At 69.7% G+C, this 15,744-nt stretch carries 16 protein-coding genes; 5 read left to right on the top strand and 11 right to left on the bottom strand.

Translation table 11 applies throughout. The features are described 5' to 3' along the window. Positions 1 to 109 precede the first annotated feature (109 nt). Positions 110 to 1,003 carry a hypothetical protein gene (locus EDD93_RS13970; RefSeq protein WP_260255729.1) on the bottom strand — a complete coding sequence of 298 codons (894 nt, stop codon included), beginning with the start codon at positions 1,001 to 1,003 and terminating at the stop codon, positions 110 to 112. A gap of 79 nt (positions 1,004 to 1,082) precedes the next feature. On the opposite strand from EDD93_RS13970, the gene EDD93_RS13965 reads away from it, so the two are divergent. Next, entirely contained in the window at positions 1,083 to 1,865 is a 783-nt protein-coding gene (locus EDD93_RS13965) for an SDR family oxidoreductase (RefSeq protein WP_123525461.1), read from the top strand. 402 nt (positions 1,866 to 2,267) lie between these two features. Further along, the gene (locus tag EDD93_RS13960) at positions 2,268 to 3,875 is read left to right on the top strand and encodes a sodium:solute symporter family protein (RefSeq protein ID WP_123525460.1); all 1,608 of its coding nucleotides are present in this window, start codon (positions 2,268 to 2,270) and stop codon (positions 3,873 to 3,875) included. A 108-nt stretch (positions 3,876 to 3,983) separates the two neighbouring features. Here the strand turns inward: EDD93_RS13960 and EDD93_RS13955 are convergent, their stop codons facing one another. Both EDD93_RS13955 and EDD93_RS13950 read right to left on the bottom strand, forming a co-directional pair. After that, the gene (locus EDD93_RS13955; RefSeq protein WP_123525459.1) at positions 3,984 to 5,099 is read right to left on the bottom strand and encodes an ADP-ribosylglycohydrolase family protein; all 1,116 of its coding nucleotides are present in this window, start codon (positions 5,097 to 5,099) and stop codon (positions 3,984 to 3,986) included. Positions 5,100 to 5,265: 166 nt separating this feature from the next. Continuing rightward, positions 5,266 to 5,577, bottom strand: a complete 312-nt coding sequence (locus EDD93_RS13950) for a hypothetical protein (protein WP_123525458.1) — start codon at positions 5,575 to 5,577, stop codon at positions 5,266 to 5,268. A gap of 156 nt (positions 5,578 to 5,733) precedes the next feature. On the opposite strand from EDD93_RS13950, the gene EDD93_RS13945 reads away from it, so the two are divergent. Then, positions 5,734 to 6,558, top strand: a complete 825-nt coding sequence (locus EDD93_RS13945) for a helix-turn-helix transcriptional regulator (RefSeq protein WP_123525457.1) — start codon at positions 5,734 to 5,736, stop codon at positions 6,556 to 6,558. Next, positions 6,555 to 6,755 carry a DUF397 domain-containing protein gene (locus EDD93_RS13940; protein ID WP_123525456.1) on the top strand — a complete coding sequence of 67 codons (201 nt, stop codon included), beginning with the start codon at positions 6,555 to 6,557 and terminating at the stop codon, positions 6,753 to 6,755. Before EDD93_RS13945 ends, EDD93_RS13940 begins: the two co-directional genes overlap by 4 nt. Positions 6,756 to 6,890: 135 nt before the next feature. On the opposite strand, the gene EDD93_RS13935 is transcribed toward EDD93_RS13940, so the two are convergent. After that, positions 6,891 to 7,775 (bottom strand): hypothetical protein, encoded by an 885-nt coding sequence (locus EDD93_RS13935; RefSeq protein ID WP_123525455.1) that lies wholly within the window; start codon positions 7,773 to 7,775, stop codon positions 6,891 to 6,893. A gap of 311 nt (positions 7,776 to 8,086) precedes the next feature. On the opposite strand from EDD93_RS13935, the gene EDD93_RS13930 reads away from it, so the two are divergent. Further along, positions 8,087 to 8,995 carry an aminoglycoside phosphotransferase family protein gene (locus EDD93_RS13930; RefSeq protein ID WP_123525454.1) on the top strand — a complete coding sequence of 303 codons (909 nt, stop codon included), beginning with the start codon at positions 8,087 to 8,089 and terminating at the stop codon, positions 8,993 to 8,995. Positions 8,996 to 9,036: 41 nt separating this feature from the next. Here the strand turns inward: EDD93_RS13930 and EDD93_RS13925 are convergent, their stop codons facing one another. The 7 genes from EDD93_RS13925 to ispH all read right to left on the bottom strand — a co-directional run bounded on the left by EDD93_RS13925 (position 9,037) and on the right by ispH (position 15,733). Next, on the bottom strand, positions 9,037 to 9,219 hold the full coding sequence (locus tag EDD93_RS13925; protein WP_221217312.1) for a hypothetical protein: 183 nt from the start codon (positions 9,217 to 9,219) through the stop codon (positions 9,037 to 9,039). Between the two features lie 79 nt (positions 9,220 to 9,298). Next, positions 9,299 to 9,616 carry a ferredoxin gene (fdxA, locus tag EDD93_RS13920; RefSeq protein WP_123525452.1) on the bottom strand — a complete coding sequence of 106 codons (318 nt, stop codon included), beginning with the start codon at positions 9,614 to 9,616 and terminating at the stop codon, positions 9,299 to 9,301. 139 nt (positions 9,617 to 9,755) lie between these two features. After that, positions 9,756 to 10,673 (bottom strand): UbiA family prenyltransferase, encoded by a 918-nt coding sequence (locus EDD93_RS13915; protein WP_260255728.1) that lies wholly within the window; start codon positions 10,671 to 10,673, stop codon positions 9,756 to 9,758. Next, on the bottom strand, positions 10,670 to 11,749 hold the full coding sequence (locus tag EDD93_RS13910) for a polyprenyl synthetase family protein (RefSeq protein ID WP_123525451.1): 1,080 nt from the start codon (positions 11,747 to 11,749) through the stop codon (positions 10,670 to 10,672). Before EDD93_RS13910 ends, EDD93_RS13915 begins: the two co-directional genes overlap by 4 nt. Then, on the bottom strand, positions 11,746 to 12,897 hold the full coding sequence (gene ispG, locus EDD93_RS13905) for a flavodoxin-dependent (E)-4-hydroxy-3-methylbut-2-enyl-diphosphate synthase (RefSeq protein WP_123525450.1): 1,152 nt from the start codon (positions 12,895 to 12,897) through the stop codon (positions 11,746 to 11,748). Before ispG ends, EDD93_RS13910 begins: the two co-directional genes overlap by 4 nt. Beyond that, the gene (locus EDD93_RS13900) at positions 12,894 to 14,729 is read right to left on the bottom strand and encodes a 1-deoxy-D-xylulose-5-phosphate synthase (RefSeq protein ID WP_123525449.1); all 1,836 of its coding nucleotides are present in this window, start codon (positions 14,727 to 14,729) and stop codon (positions 12,894 to 12,896) included. The genes ispG and EDD93_RS13900 overlap by 4 nt, the downstream gene beginning before the upstream one ends. Continuing rightward, entirely contained in the window at positions 14,726 to 15,733 is a 1,008-nt protein-coding gene (gene ispH / locus EDD93_RS13895; RefSeq protein WP_260255727.1) for a 4-hydroxy-3-methylbut-2-enyl diphosphate reductase, read from the bottom strand. Before ispH ends, EDD93_RS13900 begins: the two co-directional genes overlap by 4 nt. Between the last annotated feature and the right edge of the window lie 11 nt (positions 15,734 to 15,744).

The raw sequence follows: 15,744 nt of genomic DNA, 5'->3' as shown, positions 1-15,744 counted from the left end.
CCCGACCAGGTGCTGTGGGTAGCCCTCTCGCCCGGTTCGCCGTCCTGGCCGAGGGGGCTCACCGCGAGGCCGCCGCAGTGCGGCGCACCCACGGGCCGCCCCACAGGCGTCAGCGCAGCTGATCGACGTAACGGTCCGTGCCCGGCACGGTCGGGATGAAGGGTGCCACCAGCTCCACCCGCCCCAGTCCTGATTCCGCGACCGCCGCGTCGAGTCCGGTGAAGTGTTCGTCCCAGCACTGCCGCGGGTCCTCCTGGAGGAACCAGAGCAGGGTCAGCCTGGTGTCGACGCCCTCGACCTGCTTCACATACGTCATCCGGTCGCCCGGCAACGGGGTGGGGCGGAACACCGTCACCATCGCCGCGGGCGATCCGCTCAGCAGCTTCGGCAGGTGCCGTGAGCGCAGCCACTCCAGCAACTCGGCCCGCTGCAAAGGCCCTTCCGCATCGATCACCTCCAGGACGAGCCCGCTGTAGGGGTGGTCAAGGGCGTGGAAGTCACGGGGGCCCGCAGCGCCGTCCCGGTAGACCGTCGCCTCGTGGTCCTGGAACGCCGTGAAGACGTGGGTGCGGTCCTGGTAGACCCGGCCGTCCCGGTTCAGCCGCTTGTTGATCCCGACGGTCCACTTCATGTGGTCGTCGTAGCGCCCCTCCGTCACCCAGTACGTGGACAGGTAGCAGCCGGCGCCGACCGGTGTCGCGATCGCGGACTTCTCCGGGTACCGCAGCGCCTGGAGCTCCCGGGTGGCCACCCAGCGCCGTCCGGCGGCCATCCAGGGCATCGCCATCGCGCCCGCGTAGTAGTGGTCGTCCTCGTACCAGCGGTTGTACGCGTACTCGTGGCCCGGGTGCGGTTCCACCATGGTGATCAGCGCGTGGCCGGGGCGGACCCCGTACGGTCCCAGCGCGGCCAGTTCGGCGTAGGTGTCGCTCCGCGTCCCGCCGTCCCGCGCCGCGCCGCCCGCCGCCCTGTCCACTGCCTCGTCCCGTGCTTCCTCGCTCATGCCGTTCCCCTTCCGTACTCCGCCGGAGCCACCTACTCTGACGCCCCGTCAGAAGAACTGCCAGGGCCGGGAGGCACCGATGTTGCTCACGGGGAAGACCGTCATCGTTTCCGGAGTGGGCGCCGGGCTCGGGCACCGGATCGCGGCCACCGTCGTGCGGGACGGCGGCAACGCGGTCCTGGGGGCGCGCACCGGGGCCAACCTCGCCAAGTCGGCCGCCGAGATCGATCCCGAGGGGCTGCACACCGCGTACCTGCCCACCGACATCACCGACGAGGCGCAGTGCGAGGCGCTCGCGGCGCTGGCCGTCGAGCGGTTCGGGCGGATCGACGCGGTGGTCCATGTCGCCGCCTGGGACAGCTACTTCGGCGGGGTGGAGGACGCCGACCTGGACACCTGGAAGTCGGTCATCGACGTCAATCTGCTCGGCACCCTGCGGATGACACGCGCCTGCCTGCCCGCCCTGAGGGAGCGCGGCGGATCGGTCGTCGTCATCGGCACGCAGTCGGCGGTGGCCGCGCCGTCCCAGGTACGGCAGGCGGCGTACGCGGCCTCCAAGGGCGCGCTGACCTCCGCGATGTACTCCATGGCCCGGGAGTTCGGCCCGCACCGGATCCGGGTCAACACGGTGCTGCCGGGCTGGATGTGGGGGCCGCCGGTACAGGCCTACGTACAGCTCACCGCCCGCACCGAGGGGGTGCCCGAGGCCGAGGTGCTGGGGAGGCTCTCCAAGCGCATGGCGCTTCCGGAGCTGGCCACGGACGGCGACGTGGCGGAGGCCGCGGTGTTCCTGGCCTCCGACCGGGCGCGGGCGATCACCGGGCAGTCCCTGCTGGTCAACGCCGGTGAGCTCATGCGCTGACGCGCCCACGCGCCGGCATACCGACGCCTCGACAGGGGGAACAGGAAGCCGGGCAGCGTCAGTTCTCCTCCTTCTCGGCCGCACGGGACCCGCATCCCGTGCGGTCTCTCTGCGTTCTTCGGCGTTCCTGGACGTGTCCTCGTTGTCTGCACAGCCTGACGAAGTGCCTGCTCATGGTGTGGCCGCCGTCACGTTCGCTACAACGCCCCCGCGAGTCAAGAACACGTAAAATCGTTCGCCTTACTGATCCGCGTTCACATCCCTGATCGCCGGAGACCTTGACCGGGAGCCCGGACAGACGGTTCAATCCCCGATGTCCCCGCTCCCGCACGGGGGCCCCGCTGAACGGCCGTGCTGACGAAGTGCGTACTCGTTCACAAGGCGGACCCCAGGAGGGGGCACATGAACAGTCTCGACTGGGTCGTGCTCATCGGCTACTTCGGCGTGATGATCGCGATCGGGCTCTGGTCCCACAAGCGTGTCGACAACGTCAGCGACTTCTTCACGGCCGGCGGCAAGATGCCGTGGTGGCTGTCCGGCATCTCGCACCACATGTCCGGCTACAGCGCGGTGATGTTCACCGGCTACGCCGGTATCGCCTACCAGTACGGCGTCACGTCCTTCGTGACGTGGTCCCTGCCGATCGCCATCGGCATCGGCATCGGCGCCAAGCTCTTCGCGCCCCGCCTCAACCGGCTGCGCTCGCGGCTGCACGTCGCCTCACCGCTCGAGTACCTCAAGAACCGCTACAACATCCAGACCCAGCAGGCGCTCGCCTGGTCCGGTCTGCTGCTGAAGATCGTGGACGTCGGCGCCAAGTGGGCGGCCATCGCCACCCTGCTCTCCGTCTTCACCGGCATCACCCTCACCCAGGGCATCTTCATCACCGGCATCATCACGGCCGTCTACTGCACGGTCGGCGGCCTGTGGGCCGACGCGCTCACCGAGCTGGGCCAGTTCATCATCCAGCTGTTCGCCGGTGTCGCGATGCTGGTCACCGCGATGAGCAAACTGGACGGCTTCAGCACGCTGTGGACGGTCTGGGACAAGCTGCCCGAGGGCCACACGGACCCGACGGCCGGTCCGTACACCGTGACCTTCCTGCTGGCGTACCTGTTCATCAAGACCTTCGAGTACAACGGCGGCATGTGGAACCAGGCCCAGCGCTACATGGCCACCGACTCCGCAGCCTCCGCGACCCGCTCGGCGCGGCTCTCCGCCATCCTGTGGCTGGTCTGGCCGACGGTCCTGTTCTTCCCGATGTGGTGCGCACCGCTGCTGGTCCACGCACAGAAGCCGGACGCCTCCGACAGCTACGCGCTGATGACCGAGCAGCTGCTGCCGCACGGGCTGCTGGGTCTGGTCGTCGTCGGGTTCTTCTCGCACACGATGGCCATGTGCTCCTCGGACGCCAACGCCATCGCGGCGGTCTTCACCCGCGACATCGCCCCGGTCTTCTCCAAGGCCGCCCGCACCTGGAGCGCCCGCGCGGGCCTGCTGGCGGCCCGGCTCTCCACGCTGGGCTTCCTGGGCCTGTCGATGGCGCTGGCGACACAGATCAACTCGCCCACGTTCAAGGACATCATCTCCGTCGTCATCAAGTGGGTCGCCGGTCTGATGGGGCCGATCGCGATCCCGTTCATGCTGGGCCTGCTGCGCCGGTTCCGTAAGTCCGGACCGACGGCAGCACTCGTCAGCTGGGCGGCCGGTCTGCTGGCCTTCTTCTTCACCAACTACAACCTCGACGGTTCGACGAAGACGGACGTGGCGCTGCAGTACCAGGTGGCGCTGCCGCTGGCGATCTCGCTGGTGCTCTACATCGTCATCGGCTTCATCAAGCCCGAGGACACTCCGGAGCGCGACGCGGTCATCGAGATGATCAACACGGACGGCGACGGCACGGGTATCGGCGCGGCCGTGCCGGCACAGGGCGGCCCGCAGGACGTGGCGCTCGCCGAGGAGACGAAGAACGTGCGGGGCGGAACCGGCGCGAACGGCGCGAAGGACTGACCCGCACGGTTCTACGGAACGGGGGTGCGGGGTGGGTTACGGGATGCGGCGGCGTGCCGTAACCCGCCCCGCACCCCTTCTTCGCGCTCCGCCGGCCCCCTTCGGCCCTCAGCCGCGCGGGTAGCGGGCCAGCCAGCCGGCCGCGACGGCCACCGGGCTGTGCAGGGCGGCGCCCTGGGTCATCTCCATCGCGAAGTCGTCGGCGAGTTCGAGCAGCGTCGCCCGGCCCTCCAGCTCGGCGAGCCAGGCCGGCGGCAGCGCGGTCTCGCCGTGCAGCGCGCCGAGCAGCGCCCCGCACAGGGTCCCGGTCGCCGACGACGGCCCGCCGTGGTTCACGGCCAGCCGCAGGCCGTGCCGGACGTCCTCGCCCACCAGCGCGCAGTACACCGCCACGGCGAGCACGTCCTCGGCGGAGTCCGTGGCGCCGAGGGACTCTATGAGGGCGGGCCCGGGTATCCCCTGGCGCACGGTACCGAGCGCCTGCTGGAGCGCCCCGGTGACGGGTTCGTGGCCCGGACGCTCGGCGAGCAGGGCGAGGGCCTGCTGCACGGAACCGTCCAGCGTCTCGCCGCGCGCCAGCCCGTGCACCATCACGGCGAGGGCGCCTGCGGAGAGCAGGGCGACGGGGTGGCCGTGGGTCTGCGCGGCGCACTCGACGGCCAGTTGGAGGACGAGCTCCGGCTCCCAGCCGACCAGCAGCCCGAACGGGGCGGAGCGGGTGAGCGCCGCCGAGTCGTGCGCTGCGGGGTTCTTGGGCTGTTCGAGGGTGCCCATGACGGTGTCGCCAAGCCCGTTGAGGCACTCCCGGGTGGGCGAGCGGCGGGCGTAGAGCCACTCCTGCCCGGCAAGCCAGCCGTTGTCCTTGCGGCGTTCGTCGGGCCCCCAGTCGTGCTGCGTCGCGGCCCACCGCAGATGCGCCTGGTGCACATCGGTGGGCGGGTGCCAGGCGCCGATGTCGCGGCGGACCTGGGCGCGGATCAGCCCGTCCACGGTGAACAGGTTGAGCTGCGTGACGGAGGTGACGAGGCCGCGTCCGCCGTGCGCGGGAACGAAGTCGGTGACGGCGTCGGCGCCGTGCGCCTCGCGGATCTCCTCCAGCGAGAGCCCGCTGACGCCCGCGCCGAGCGCGTCACCGATGGCGCCGCCGAGCAGCGCGCCACGTACCCGGCTGCGGAAGTCCTGCTGCTCGGCACGGCCCCAGACAGCCGTGGTCCCTGTGCTCACCGTGCCCCTCCCCCTCGTACCGCCGGATACGACCGGTTCCGCCTGCGTATGACGGGTTCCGCCCAAGTGCGACCGCGCCGTAACCACTTGGTGACTGCGAAGCACTGTAATCGAATGACCCTGTGGTCAATGGGGCGGAACAGTATGTACGAAGTGGCGGTTCGGTTCAGTTTTGCGCGGCATTCTCCGGGGATTCCCGACCCATCCGGAGCCCCCTGCTGTGCGCGATCCGCAGCACGTCCCCGAGCGACTCCGAAGTCCGGGCGAGCGCGGACCGCACCGCCCACTCCCCCGCCGCCCGGTCCGCCAGCACGGCCCGCGAACCGGCCCACACCTGCTCGCCGCACTCGATCTGCTCGTCCTCCATGTCATCGGCCAGCCGCGACATCCGGCTGTCGGGATCGTCGGTACTGAGCCAGCACGGATTGCCCTCCGGGGAGAGCCAGGGAAGGAGACGGGGAGGAAGACCGGAAGACATGACTGCTCCTGACGGGCGGGGGCACGGGGCGGCGGGGGCACGGGGCGTCCCACCACCGGGTGACGATGACGGATCGTGACCCGATGATTACGCCCGCGCCGTACGCTCGGACAGGGACACACGCTTGCCCGCGCACTGGACAACGGAGGGCGCCAGATGGACGAACCCGGCACCACGGACGAGGAGTCGGGCCGGGCAGCGCTCGGCCGGGCACTGCGCTACTTACGGGAGAAGTCGGGCCGGTCGCTCGGGCAGCTCGCCGAGGAGACCCGCTACGACAAGAGCTACCTCTACCGCCTGGAGGTGAGCCAGCGCCTCTCCAAGCTCGCGGTGATGGAGGACCTGGACCGGTTCTACGACTCCGGGGGGCTGCTGGTGCAGCTCTGGAAGGTGGCGCGCAAGGAGGTCTTCAAGGACCGGTACAAGGAGTTCATGCGGCTGGAGCCGACGGCTCGCATCATGCACCTGTTCACCCTCGGCATCCCGGGTCTGTTCCAGACGGAGGAGGTGGCGCGGGCTTTGCTGTCCGGTGCCCAGGAGACCGACACCGAGGGCGAGTTGGTGGAGGAGCAGGTGATAGCCCGCATGGGCCGCCAGCAGCTGCTGCACCGCAAGCCGGCTCCGTCCGTACGGATCATCATGGACGAGTACGCGCTCCGGCGGCCGGTCACTGACGCCAAGGCGTGGGACGAGCAGCTGGCGCACCTCCTCGACATGAGCGAGGTGACCTCCATGGCCCTACAGGTCCTCCCCTTCGCCGTCGGAGCACACCACTTGATGGACGGCTCCCTGACATTGCTGTGGCAGGACGACACGTCCGCCGTTGCCTACACGGAAGGCAACGGATGCGCCGAGTTGATCGAGGATCCGGCTGCCGTGACGCGCTACCGGCTGTCCTACGATCGGCTCCGGGATCTGGCGCTGCCCCCGTCGGAGTCCACCGCGTTCATCAGGGGTGTCCTGGAGGAGCACAGATCATGAGCCGTACCCCCGACCTCTCCACCGCCATTTGGCGCAAGTCCAGCTACAGCGACGGCGGAGCCAACAACTGCGTCGAGGTGTCGGACACCTTCCCCGGCCTCGTCCCCGTACGCGACAGCAAGACCCCCGCCGGCCCCGCGCTGGTCATCGGGCCCGCGGCCTGGTCCGCGTTCGTGGGGTTCGCTGCGGGGCGCTGAGGCGGCCCGCACGACGGCCCCGCAACGCGTTCGCTGCGGGGCCGTCCTGTCGGGCGCCCCGTCGACGGGCCCGGCACCGGCTGTCCAGGCGGCTCCGCTCGGCCTGCCGGTCGACGACGCCGGGCGGGCGGCCGCCTACTCGCCGCCGAAGACGTCCTCGGCCGCCCCGGCGGTGGGGGCGCGCAGAAGCCAGCGGTTCAGGGCGTCCCGATCACCACAGGTGGTGATCCGTTCGCGCACCTCGTCCGGTACGTCGATGCCCGCCTGCGCGAGGAGGAGAAGGATGCTCTGGGCGATGCCCTCCGTACGGCCTTCCGTCCGGCCCTCGTCCCGGATCTCCTCTGCCATGAAGGACTTGTAGAAAGAGAGGTCCACGGCCACCAGGTTCCTCCACTGTTGTGCGGCCGGGCGGTTGCCCAGGCCTTGTGCGGTGAGTTCGACAAGGGGATCGGCGATGGTTTCCGGTACGTCCCGGAGAGCGGTGCAGAGCGTCTTCAGTATGGCACCGATGTCCGGATCGGCGGCATGTGTGATGGCCGCCAGCGTGGTGAGCGCCAAGTCCTTGCGGGCCTCGGCAACACTCGTGATCACCGGCATGTTGTGCGGGCCCGCGACGAGCGGACGCAGAGTGAGCGAAGGCCACTGACGGGGCCCGATGGGGACCGGGCAAGAGGCCCATTCCGCAGTCGCACGGTCCTGGCAGACGACTAGCAGCAGCGGCGGGAGCCGGTAATTCGTGTACAGGTAGGACAGGTAGTAGGCCCAGCTCGCCGGCTTGTCGGGGTCCTTCCTGCCCTGGGCCTCGACGGCCAGGAGAAGCGGCTCGTCGTTCTCCGTGTCCAGGCGTAACAGGGTGTCCACACGGCGTTCGACGGGGCGGTTCTCGGTCAGGTCGGTAGGCATCACGGTGACCGAGACCGGCGGGGGGATCGTGATTCCCAGTACCTCCGAGACACGGGAGAACAGGCCCGGGTTCTCCTGGAAGATGCGGTGCATCGCCTCATGGGGCGAACTGACCATGCGGGACTCCTGCGAGTGCGGCGATCTGTATCGATCTGTACTGATACGCGGTGACCTGTGGTGATGTGCGTGCCCACGTGCCCCCGAGCACAAGGTCGTTATTGCCAGGAGCATATGTCCGGAGATAGTGCACGGAGTCGTCCCAAGCATCACGTCACCCAAGTGAGTGACCTACTCACCAGGGGAGTTGAAAGCCAACCCTCACGAAGTCCCGGCCTGTGCGAAACGGTCGGCCGCCCTCAGCGAGGGCGGCCCCGGCGTGCCGCCGATATCTCGTTGCGCTGCCCGGACACCGGCGCGATGATCGCCGGATGGCATCCCCCCACCCCGACGGCCGCGCCGGAATCGACGCCGCGCTCGTGAAGCGCCTGATCGACGCCCAGTTCCCCCGGTGGAGCGGCCTCCCGGTGACGCCCGTGGCGGTGGACGGCTGGGACAACCGGACGTACCGCCTGGGCGACGCGATGACCGTGCGCCTGCCCACGGCCGCCGGTTACGTCCCCGCCGTGACGAAGGAGCACCACTGGCTGCCGAGGCTGGCGCCCTCGCTTCCGGTCTCCGTTCCCCCGGTGCTCGCCCTGGGCGATCCGGGCGAGGGCTATCCGTATCCGTGGTCGGTCCGCCGCTGGCTGCGCGGTGAGACGGCGGCCCTCGACCGCATCGACGACGTTCCGCGGTTCGCGCGCGCCGTGGCGGACTTCATCCTCGCCCTCCAGCGCTGCGACGCGTCCGACGGGCCGCTCGCCGGGGAGCACAGCTGGTACCGGGGCGCCTCGCCCGGCCACTACGACGCGGAGACCCGGCGCTGCCTCGCCGCGTTGGAGGGCCACGTGGACACCGGGCGGGCCCGCGCGGTCTGGGAGGCGGCGCTCGCCGCACCCTGGCGCGGGGAGCCGGTGTGGTTCCACGGCGACATCGCCTCCGGCAACCTGCTCGTCGCCGACGGGGAGCTGACGGCCGTCATCGACTTCGGCACCTCGGGGGTCGGTGACCCGGCCTGCGATCTGGTGATCGCGTGGGGGCTGTTCTCCGGGGAGAGCCGGGAGGCGTTCCGGCAGGCCGTCGGCCAGGACGCCGGCACCTGGGCACGGGCCCGCGGGTGGTCGCTGTGGAAGTCGCTGCTGAACCTGACGAAGAGCGTCGGTACGGACCCGGCCCGCACCGCGCAGGAACTGCGCGTGGTCGGAGCGGTGTTGGCCGACCACGAACGGTTCGGCTGAGGCTCTCCCGGGGAGCCTGCGTGGGGCCGCCCCGCCGGCTCTCAGCCGATCTCGCGCAGGCTGGTGGTGCGGGAGGGCCTGCTCAGCGCCTTGACCGCCTCGCTCATGCCTGACCCCGCGGCGTACTCCATGCGCGCGCTGAAGGCTTCCTCGTTCTCCGGTTCCTGGATCGCGAAGGACGTCCCGGGCCCGCCGGCGTCGGCGAACTGCCGCGGGCTGATCATCCCCGGCTTCGCCGAGGCCGAGATGGCGTGCGGTAGTGCGTCACGAGCTTGCTGCTCCCGCCCCTCATCCGCATGAATCTCACGTCCTGGCGGGAAGCTGCACCACCAACGGGGGGTCGCGGTCGATCAGTCCGAGCACGGCGGCGCCGCCCGGTGAACCGAGGTCCTGGAAGAATTCCACATTCGCTCCGGAGTAGTCCTTCCACTCCTCCGGGACGTCGTCCTCGTAGAAGATGGCCTCGACCGGGCAGACCGGCTCACAGGCACCGCAGTCAACGCACTCGTCCGGATGGATGTACAGCGACCGGGCGCCCTCGTAGATGCAGTCGACGGGGCATTCCTCTATGCACGACTTGTCCTTCACGTCGGCGCAGGGCTGCGCGATGACATACGTCATGAGTATCTCCATGAATGGGACGGGACGATGAAGCGGCGGGGGCCCGCCGGGTGTGAGCAGCCAGCCGGTCAGCGGCCGGCATCGCCGTATTGCGCCGGCCCGGCGGGACTCCGGCGGGCGCCCTTGACGGTCACCGCCGTCACAGCACGATGATCGCGGTGATCAGCGCGAGCGTGTACCACTGCTCGAACCTCCGGTAGGTCACGTGGTCCTCCTCCGGTGCCCGTCGGGTGACGACCCGCACGGCCACGAGCCAGCTGATGGCAGCGAGGACCGCGTCCAGCGGCAGCCCCCATGACGACCGGCCGGGAGCCACCAGCAGCAGGTGCACGACCACTGGCAGCAGTGCGAAGCCGGTGGCCAGATAGACGCGGGTGAACCGCTCGCCGAGAGCGATCGGGAAGGTCTTGCGGTCGTTGACCAGATCGCCCTTCACGTCACGCAGGTCCTGCAGCGGGATGAGCAGCCAGATGGACACGGCGAGTGTCATCACCCATCGCCAGGCGAGCGGGGTGAGCGGAGTGACGATCGACCAGGCCGCAGCGAGCTGGACCGTCACGCCGATACCCATCGAGAGGTTCTTCAGGAACCAATGCCGTTCCCAGCGCGCCACATTGGTCAGCAGATACGTCGCTTCCCATGCCAGGGCCCAGAACAGGACTCCGAACCACCAGGCGACAACCGGAAAGAGCAACAGCACTACTAAGGCCCGGCGTTGTGCGCCGCGGTAGCTGGACCGGCCGGTGACCAGCGGCCGGAAGGGTTTGTTGACGCGGTCCTCCTCCACCCCGTACAGCTGGTTGGTGAGGGTGAACCCGTAGATGTAGAGCCAGAAGTACAGCGCCCCACACAGGAAATCCACGGCGATCCGACCACCGGAGTGTCCGCTGTGGCGTCCTGCCGCAAGGACGAACGCGGTGGCCGGCAGCACTGTGGTCCACACGTCGTTGCTGATGAAACGGCAACTGATCTGTATCTCGTTGACGACGGCGCGGCACGCGGACGCCAGCGGCCGGGACAGCGGAGCCGGACGTGCCGGACCGAGGGGGGCGCTCACGAGGACCTCGCCGTCGCCGCTCGCGCGATCTCCTGGAGTGCCGCCGTGACCGCGGTCGGGAATCCCACGCTGCCCAGCGCCCGCATGGCCTGCTCGTAGCGGCTCGCGATCATCTCCTCGACCCGCCGCCGGGCTCCGGTCTCCTCCAGTACTCGCCGCACGGAAGCGGCGCCCTCCGCATCGAGGTCCTGCCTGCCCAGCAGGCCCTTCAGCACGGACAGCTGGCGTTCGTCGGCCCGCTGGACGGCCAGGGCCACCAGAGGCGTGCGCTTGCCTTCGCGCAGATCGTCGAGATCCGACTTGCCGGTGATCAGCGGATCACCGAAGACACCCAGCAGGTCGTCCCGGAGCTGGAATGCCTCACCGACCGGAATGGCGTACGCGCTGCACGCCTCCAGGTCGGCCGTCCGCCCGCCGGCCAGCACGGCGCCCACGTGGAGCGGCCGCTCGATGGTGTACTTGGCGGTCTTGTACCGCACGACGTCCATGGCCTCCTTGAGGTCACCGGTCACCTGGCCGGTGCCGAGGAGATCCAGGTACTGACCAAGCATCACCTCGCTGCGCATCGCGTCGAGGACCGGGCGGAGCGCCTGGTGCTGCTGCGCCGACATGGCTGCGGTGGTGAGGATCTCGTCCGACCACACCAGCGCCAGATCACCCAGGAGGATCGCGCCGCTCACACCGAACCACTCCGTGGACGCGCAGTCCCCGCCTGCCCGTGTGGCCTCCAGGGCCCGGTGAGCGCTGGGATGCCCCCGGCGGGTGTCGGAGCCGTCCATCACATCGTCATGGATGAGAGCGAAGGCGTGGAAGAGTTCGAGCGAGGCGGCCGCGCGCAGCGCCACACCGGCTTCCGGACCGCCACCGGCCGCGTACCAGCCGCACACGCAGAGCAGGGGGCGCAGTCGCTTGCCCCCGGCGGTGACGAACCTGCTCAGCACATCGATGAGTTCGGGCAGCGCGGCGGAGTCGGCGGACTCCGCCTTGGCGGACAGGAATTCGGTCAGAGTCCTGTCGACGGCCTGCCGGACTGCGGCGAGGTCGAGGGGTCCCGCTACGGCGGTGGCTGTTGTCATGACGACTTCTCCTCACCGGTCAGCTGCAGCTCTTCGGCCAGCTTCATGGCCTCTTCCACCAAGGTCTCCACGATGCGGGACTCCGGCACGGTCTTGATCACTTCTCCGCGCACGAAGATCTGGCCCTTCCCGTTACCCGACGCGACACCGATGTCCGCCTCACGCGCCTCGCCCGGACCGTTGACGACGCAGCCCATGACCGCGACCCGCAGCGGGTACGGGAAGCCGTCCAGCGCGGCGGTCACCTGTTCGGCGAGACGGTAGACGTCCACCTGGGCACGGCCGCAGGAGGGGCAGGAGACGATCTCCAGCCGGCGTTCCTTCAATCCGAGTGACTGGAGGATCGCCGTGGCGACCTTGACCTCCTCCACCGGCGGCGCCGAGAGCGAGACCCGCACGGTGTCGCCGATGCCCTCCGCCAGAAGCGCACCGAAGGCCACTGCCGACTTGACGGTGCCCTGGAAGGCCGGGCCGGCTTCCGTCACGCCCAGGTGCAGTGGGTAGTCGCACTTCTCGGAGAGCAGCCGATACGCATTGATCATGACCACTGGGTCGTGGTGCTTGACGGAGATCTTGATGTCCTGAAAACCGTGCTCCTCGAAGAGGGAGCACTCCCAGAGCGCGGACTCGACGAGGGCCTCGGGGGTGGCCTTGCCGTACTTCCGGAGCAGACGATCGTCCAGGGAGCCCGCGTTGACGCCGATCCTGATCGGCACGGCGGCGTCGGACGCGGCTCGCGCGATCTCCTTGACCCGGTCGTCGAACCGGCGGATGTTGCCGGGATTCACACGCACCGCGGCACAGCCGGCGTCGATCGCGGCGAAGACGTATTTCGGCTGGAAGTGGATGTCGGCGATCACGGGGATGGGCGATTTCGCGGCTATGGCGGGAAGCGCGTCGGCGTCGTCCTGGCTCGGGACGGCGACCCTCACGATCTGGCAGCCGCTCGCGGTGAGCTCGGCGATCTGTTGGAGCGTCGCGTTGACGTCGGCGGTGAGCGTGGTCGTCATGGACTGGATGGACACGGGTGCGCCGCCGCCCACCGGCACGGCTCGCTCCTCGTGACCGACCACGATCTGCCGGGTGGCGCGCCGCGCGCGGAGTCGGGGTGTCACTGTGGGAATCGGGAGTGCGACTGTCCCGGTCATCGGTCTGTCCCCTCGTCGAGAGTGCCGTGGCCGCCGAGACGGTCGAGTACCGCGGTCACGATGGCGGAGCCGTCCAGTCCCTTGCTGCGCAGGATGGCGCCGCGGGAATCGTGGGCGACGAACTCGGCGGGCAGTGCGAGTGTGCAGTTGCGCGGTGCGCCGGGGATGTCCGACAGTGCGTGGGCCACCCTGCTGCCCAGGCCGGCGACTTCGATGTTGTCCTCGACGGTGACGACCAGCCGGTGACGCAGTGCCATCCGTACGAGAGACGGGTCCAGCGGTGACACCCAGCGCGGGTCGGCCACCGTCACGCCGACGCCGTGTTCGCCCAGTGTGCGGGCGGCTTCCAGGGCGTCGAGGGCGAGCGGCCCCGCGGCGACGACGAGGACTTCACTGCCCGTTGCTCGGTGCAGTACGTCGGTCGCACCGACCCGTTCCAGGGACGGGATGTCCGGCCCCGCCGACGCCTTCGGAAAGCGGATGGCCGTCGGTCCGTCCGAGACGGCCACCGCCTCACGCAGCAGTTCCCGCAGCCGTGCGGGATCGCGGGGTGCGGCCAGGCGCAGTCCGGGGACGAGGGAGAGGAGCGATGAGTCCCACAGGCCGTGGTGGCTGGCTCCGTCCGGGCCCGTGACACCGGCACGGTCGAGGACGAAGGTGACGGGGAGGCCGTGCAGGGCCACGTCCATGAGGACTTGGTCGAAGGCACGGTTGAGGAAGGTCGCGTAGACGGCCACCACCGGGTGCAGGCCCGAGGTCGCGAGCCCGGCCGCACTGGTGACGGCGTGCTGCTCGGCGAGGCCCACGTCGAAGACCCGGTCCGGGTGCGCGTCGGAGAACGGCAGCAGACCCGTGGGCCGCAGCATGGCGGCGGTGAGACACACGATGTCCTGGCGCTCGGCCCCGATGTCCTTCATCTCGTCGCCGAAGACCGTGGTCCAGGTGGGTGCGGTGCGGTAGTGCGGCCTGCCTGTGTCGCGGTCGACCACTCCGACGGCGTGCAGGCGGTCGGCCTCGTCCGCCTCTGCCGGGGGATAGCCTTTCCCCTTGACCGTGCGGCAGTGCACGACCGTCGGCCTGTGTGCCGAATCCGCCTTGCGCAGAGCGGCTTCGACCGCCTCGATGTCGTGGCCGTCCACCGGGCCGATGTAGTCGAGGCCGATGGACACGAAGAGGGCGGCCACCGCGTCGGCGCCCGGGTCACCGCTGGTGTGCCCTGCCGAGTGGGCGGGTACTCGGCCGAAGAGACCGACGGTCGGGTCGTAGGACCGCCCGTTGTCGTTGAGCACGACCGTCACCGGGCGCTCCGGGGCCGCGCCGATGTTGTTCAGCGCCTCCCAGGACATTCCCCCGGTGAGCGAACCGTCACCGACCACGGCGACGACCCTCCGCTCCGGCGTACCGGCCAGCGCGTGCGCCTTGGCGAGCCCGTCCGCGTACGACAGCGCCGTGGAGGCGTGGGAGTTCTCGATGATGTCGTGGACGGACTCCCGCCGGGAGGGGTAGCCGGAGATCCCGTCCTTCTGCCGCAGCCTGTCGAAGGCCGACCGGCGCCCGGTGAGCAGCTTGTGGATGTACGTCTGATGTCCGGTGTCGAAAAGCATGACGTCGCGGGGCGATTCGAAGACCCGGTGCAGGGCGAGGGTCAGTTCCACCACGCCGAGATTGGGACCGAGATGCCCGCCCGTGCCGGTGACGGTGTCGATCAGGAAGGTACGGATCTCCTCGGCCAGTTCCTCCAGCCGGTCCGCGGGAAGGGCACGCAGGTCGTCGGGGGAATCGATGGTGTCCAGCAGGGCGGTCGAACGCCGCTCGGGGGTCTTCACACTCATCGGGCGCCCACCGCCCTGGGCAGTGCGAAATGCACGTTCTCTCGGGTCACTTCTCGCTCCTTCACCGTCACTGCTCCGAGGCCGGCCAGCACGTCGACCACTTCTTCCACCAGTTCGGGCGGCGCCGACGCCCCTGCGGTGAGGCCTACGACTGCGGCCTCCCGGAGGTGGGCGGGATCGATCTCCGAAGCGTCGTCGATCAGCTGGGCCGTGGTGCCCTGGCGAGTGCTCAGTTCCACCAGGCGTTGTGAGTTGGACGAGTTGACCGACCCCACGACGAGCACCAGGTCCGAGGCGGCCGCGACGGCGCGCAGCGCTTCCTGCCGGTTGGTCGTCGCGTAGCAGATGTCTTCCGAGCGGGGGGCCCGTAGTGCCGGAAAGCGTTCCGTCAGTGCGGACACGATTCCGGCCGTCTCGTCGACGGCCAGGGTCGTCTGGGTCAGATAGGAGACCCGGTCCGGATCGGGGACGCTCAGGGCCGCCACGTCGGCCACGCTCTCCACCAGCACCATGCTGTCCGGTGCCTCTCCGAGGGTTCCCTCCGTCTCCTCGTGGCCCGCGTGCCCGATGAAGACCACGGTGTCGCCGTGCTGGGCGAACCGCCGTGCCTCCGCGTGGACCTTCGTGACCAAGGGGCAGGTCGCGTCGATGACGTCGAGGCGGCGTGCGTCCGCGTGTTCGCGGACCTCCGGGGAGACACCGTGGGCGGAGAACACGAGGGTCGCGCCGGCGGGCACCTCGTCGAGGTCGTCGACGAACACGGCGCCCCGTCGCTCCAGGCTCCGTACGACGTGGATGTTGTGCACGATCTGCTTGCGGACGTAGACGGGGCTGCCGCGGTCGGCCAGTACCCGTTCCACTATCTCGATGGCACGGTCGACACCCGCGCAGAACGACCTGGGTGAGGCGAGCAGCACGGTGCGCGGCCGGAACGCGGCCTCCAGTTGTCCGAACACGTCCCGCACCGCAGCGGCCGCCGTCTCGTCACCCGGGGCGGTGACCACGCCGAGCACCT

The organism is Streptomyces sp. 840.1, from assembly GCF_003751445.1.
Taxonomy (GTDB): Bacteria; Actinomycetota; Actinomycetes; order Streptomycetales; family Streptomycetaceae; genus Streptomyces.
This window is presented reverse-complemented; position numbering and strand designations above follow the sequence as displayed.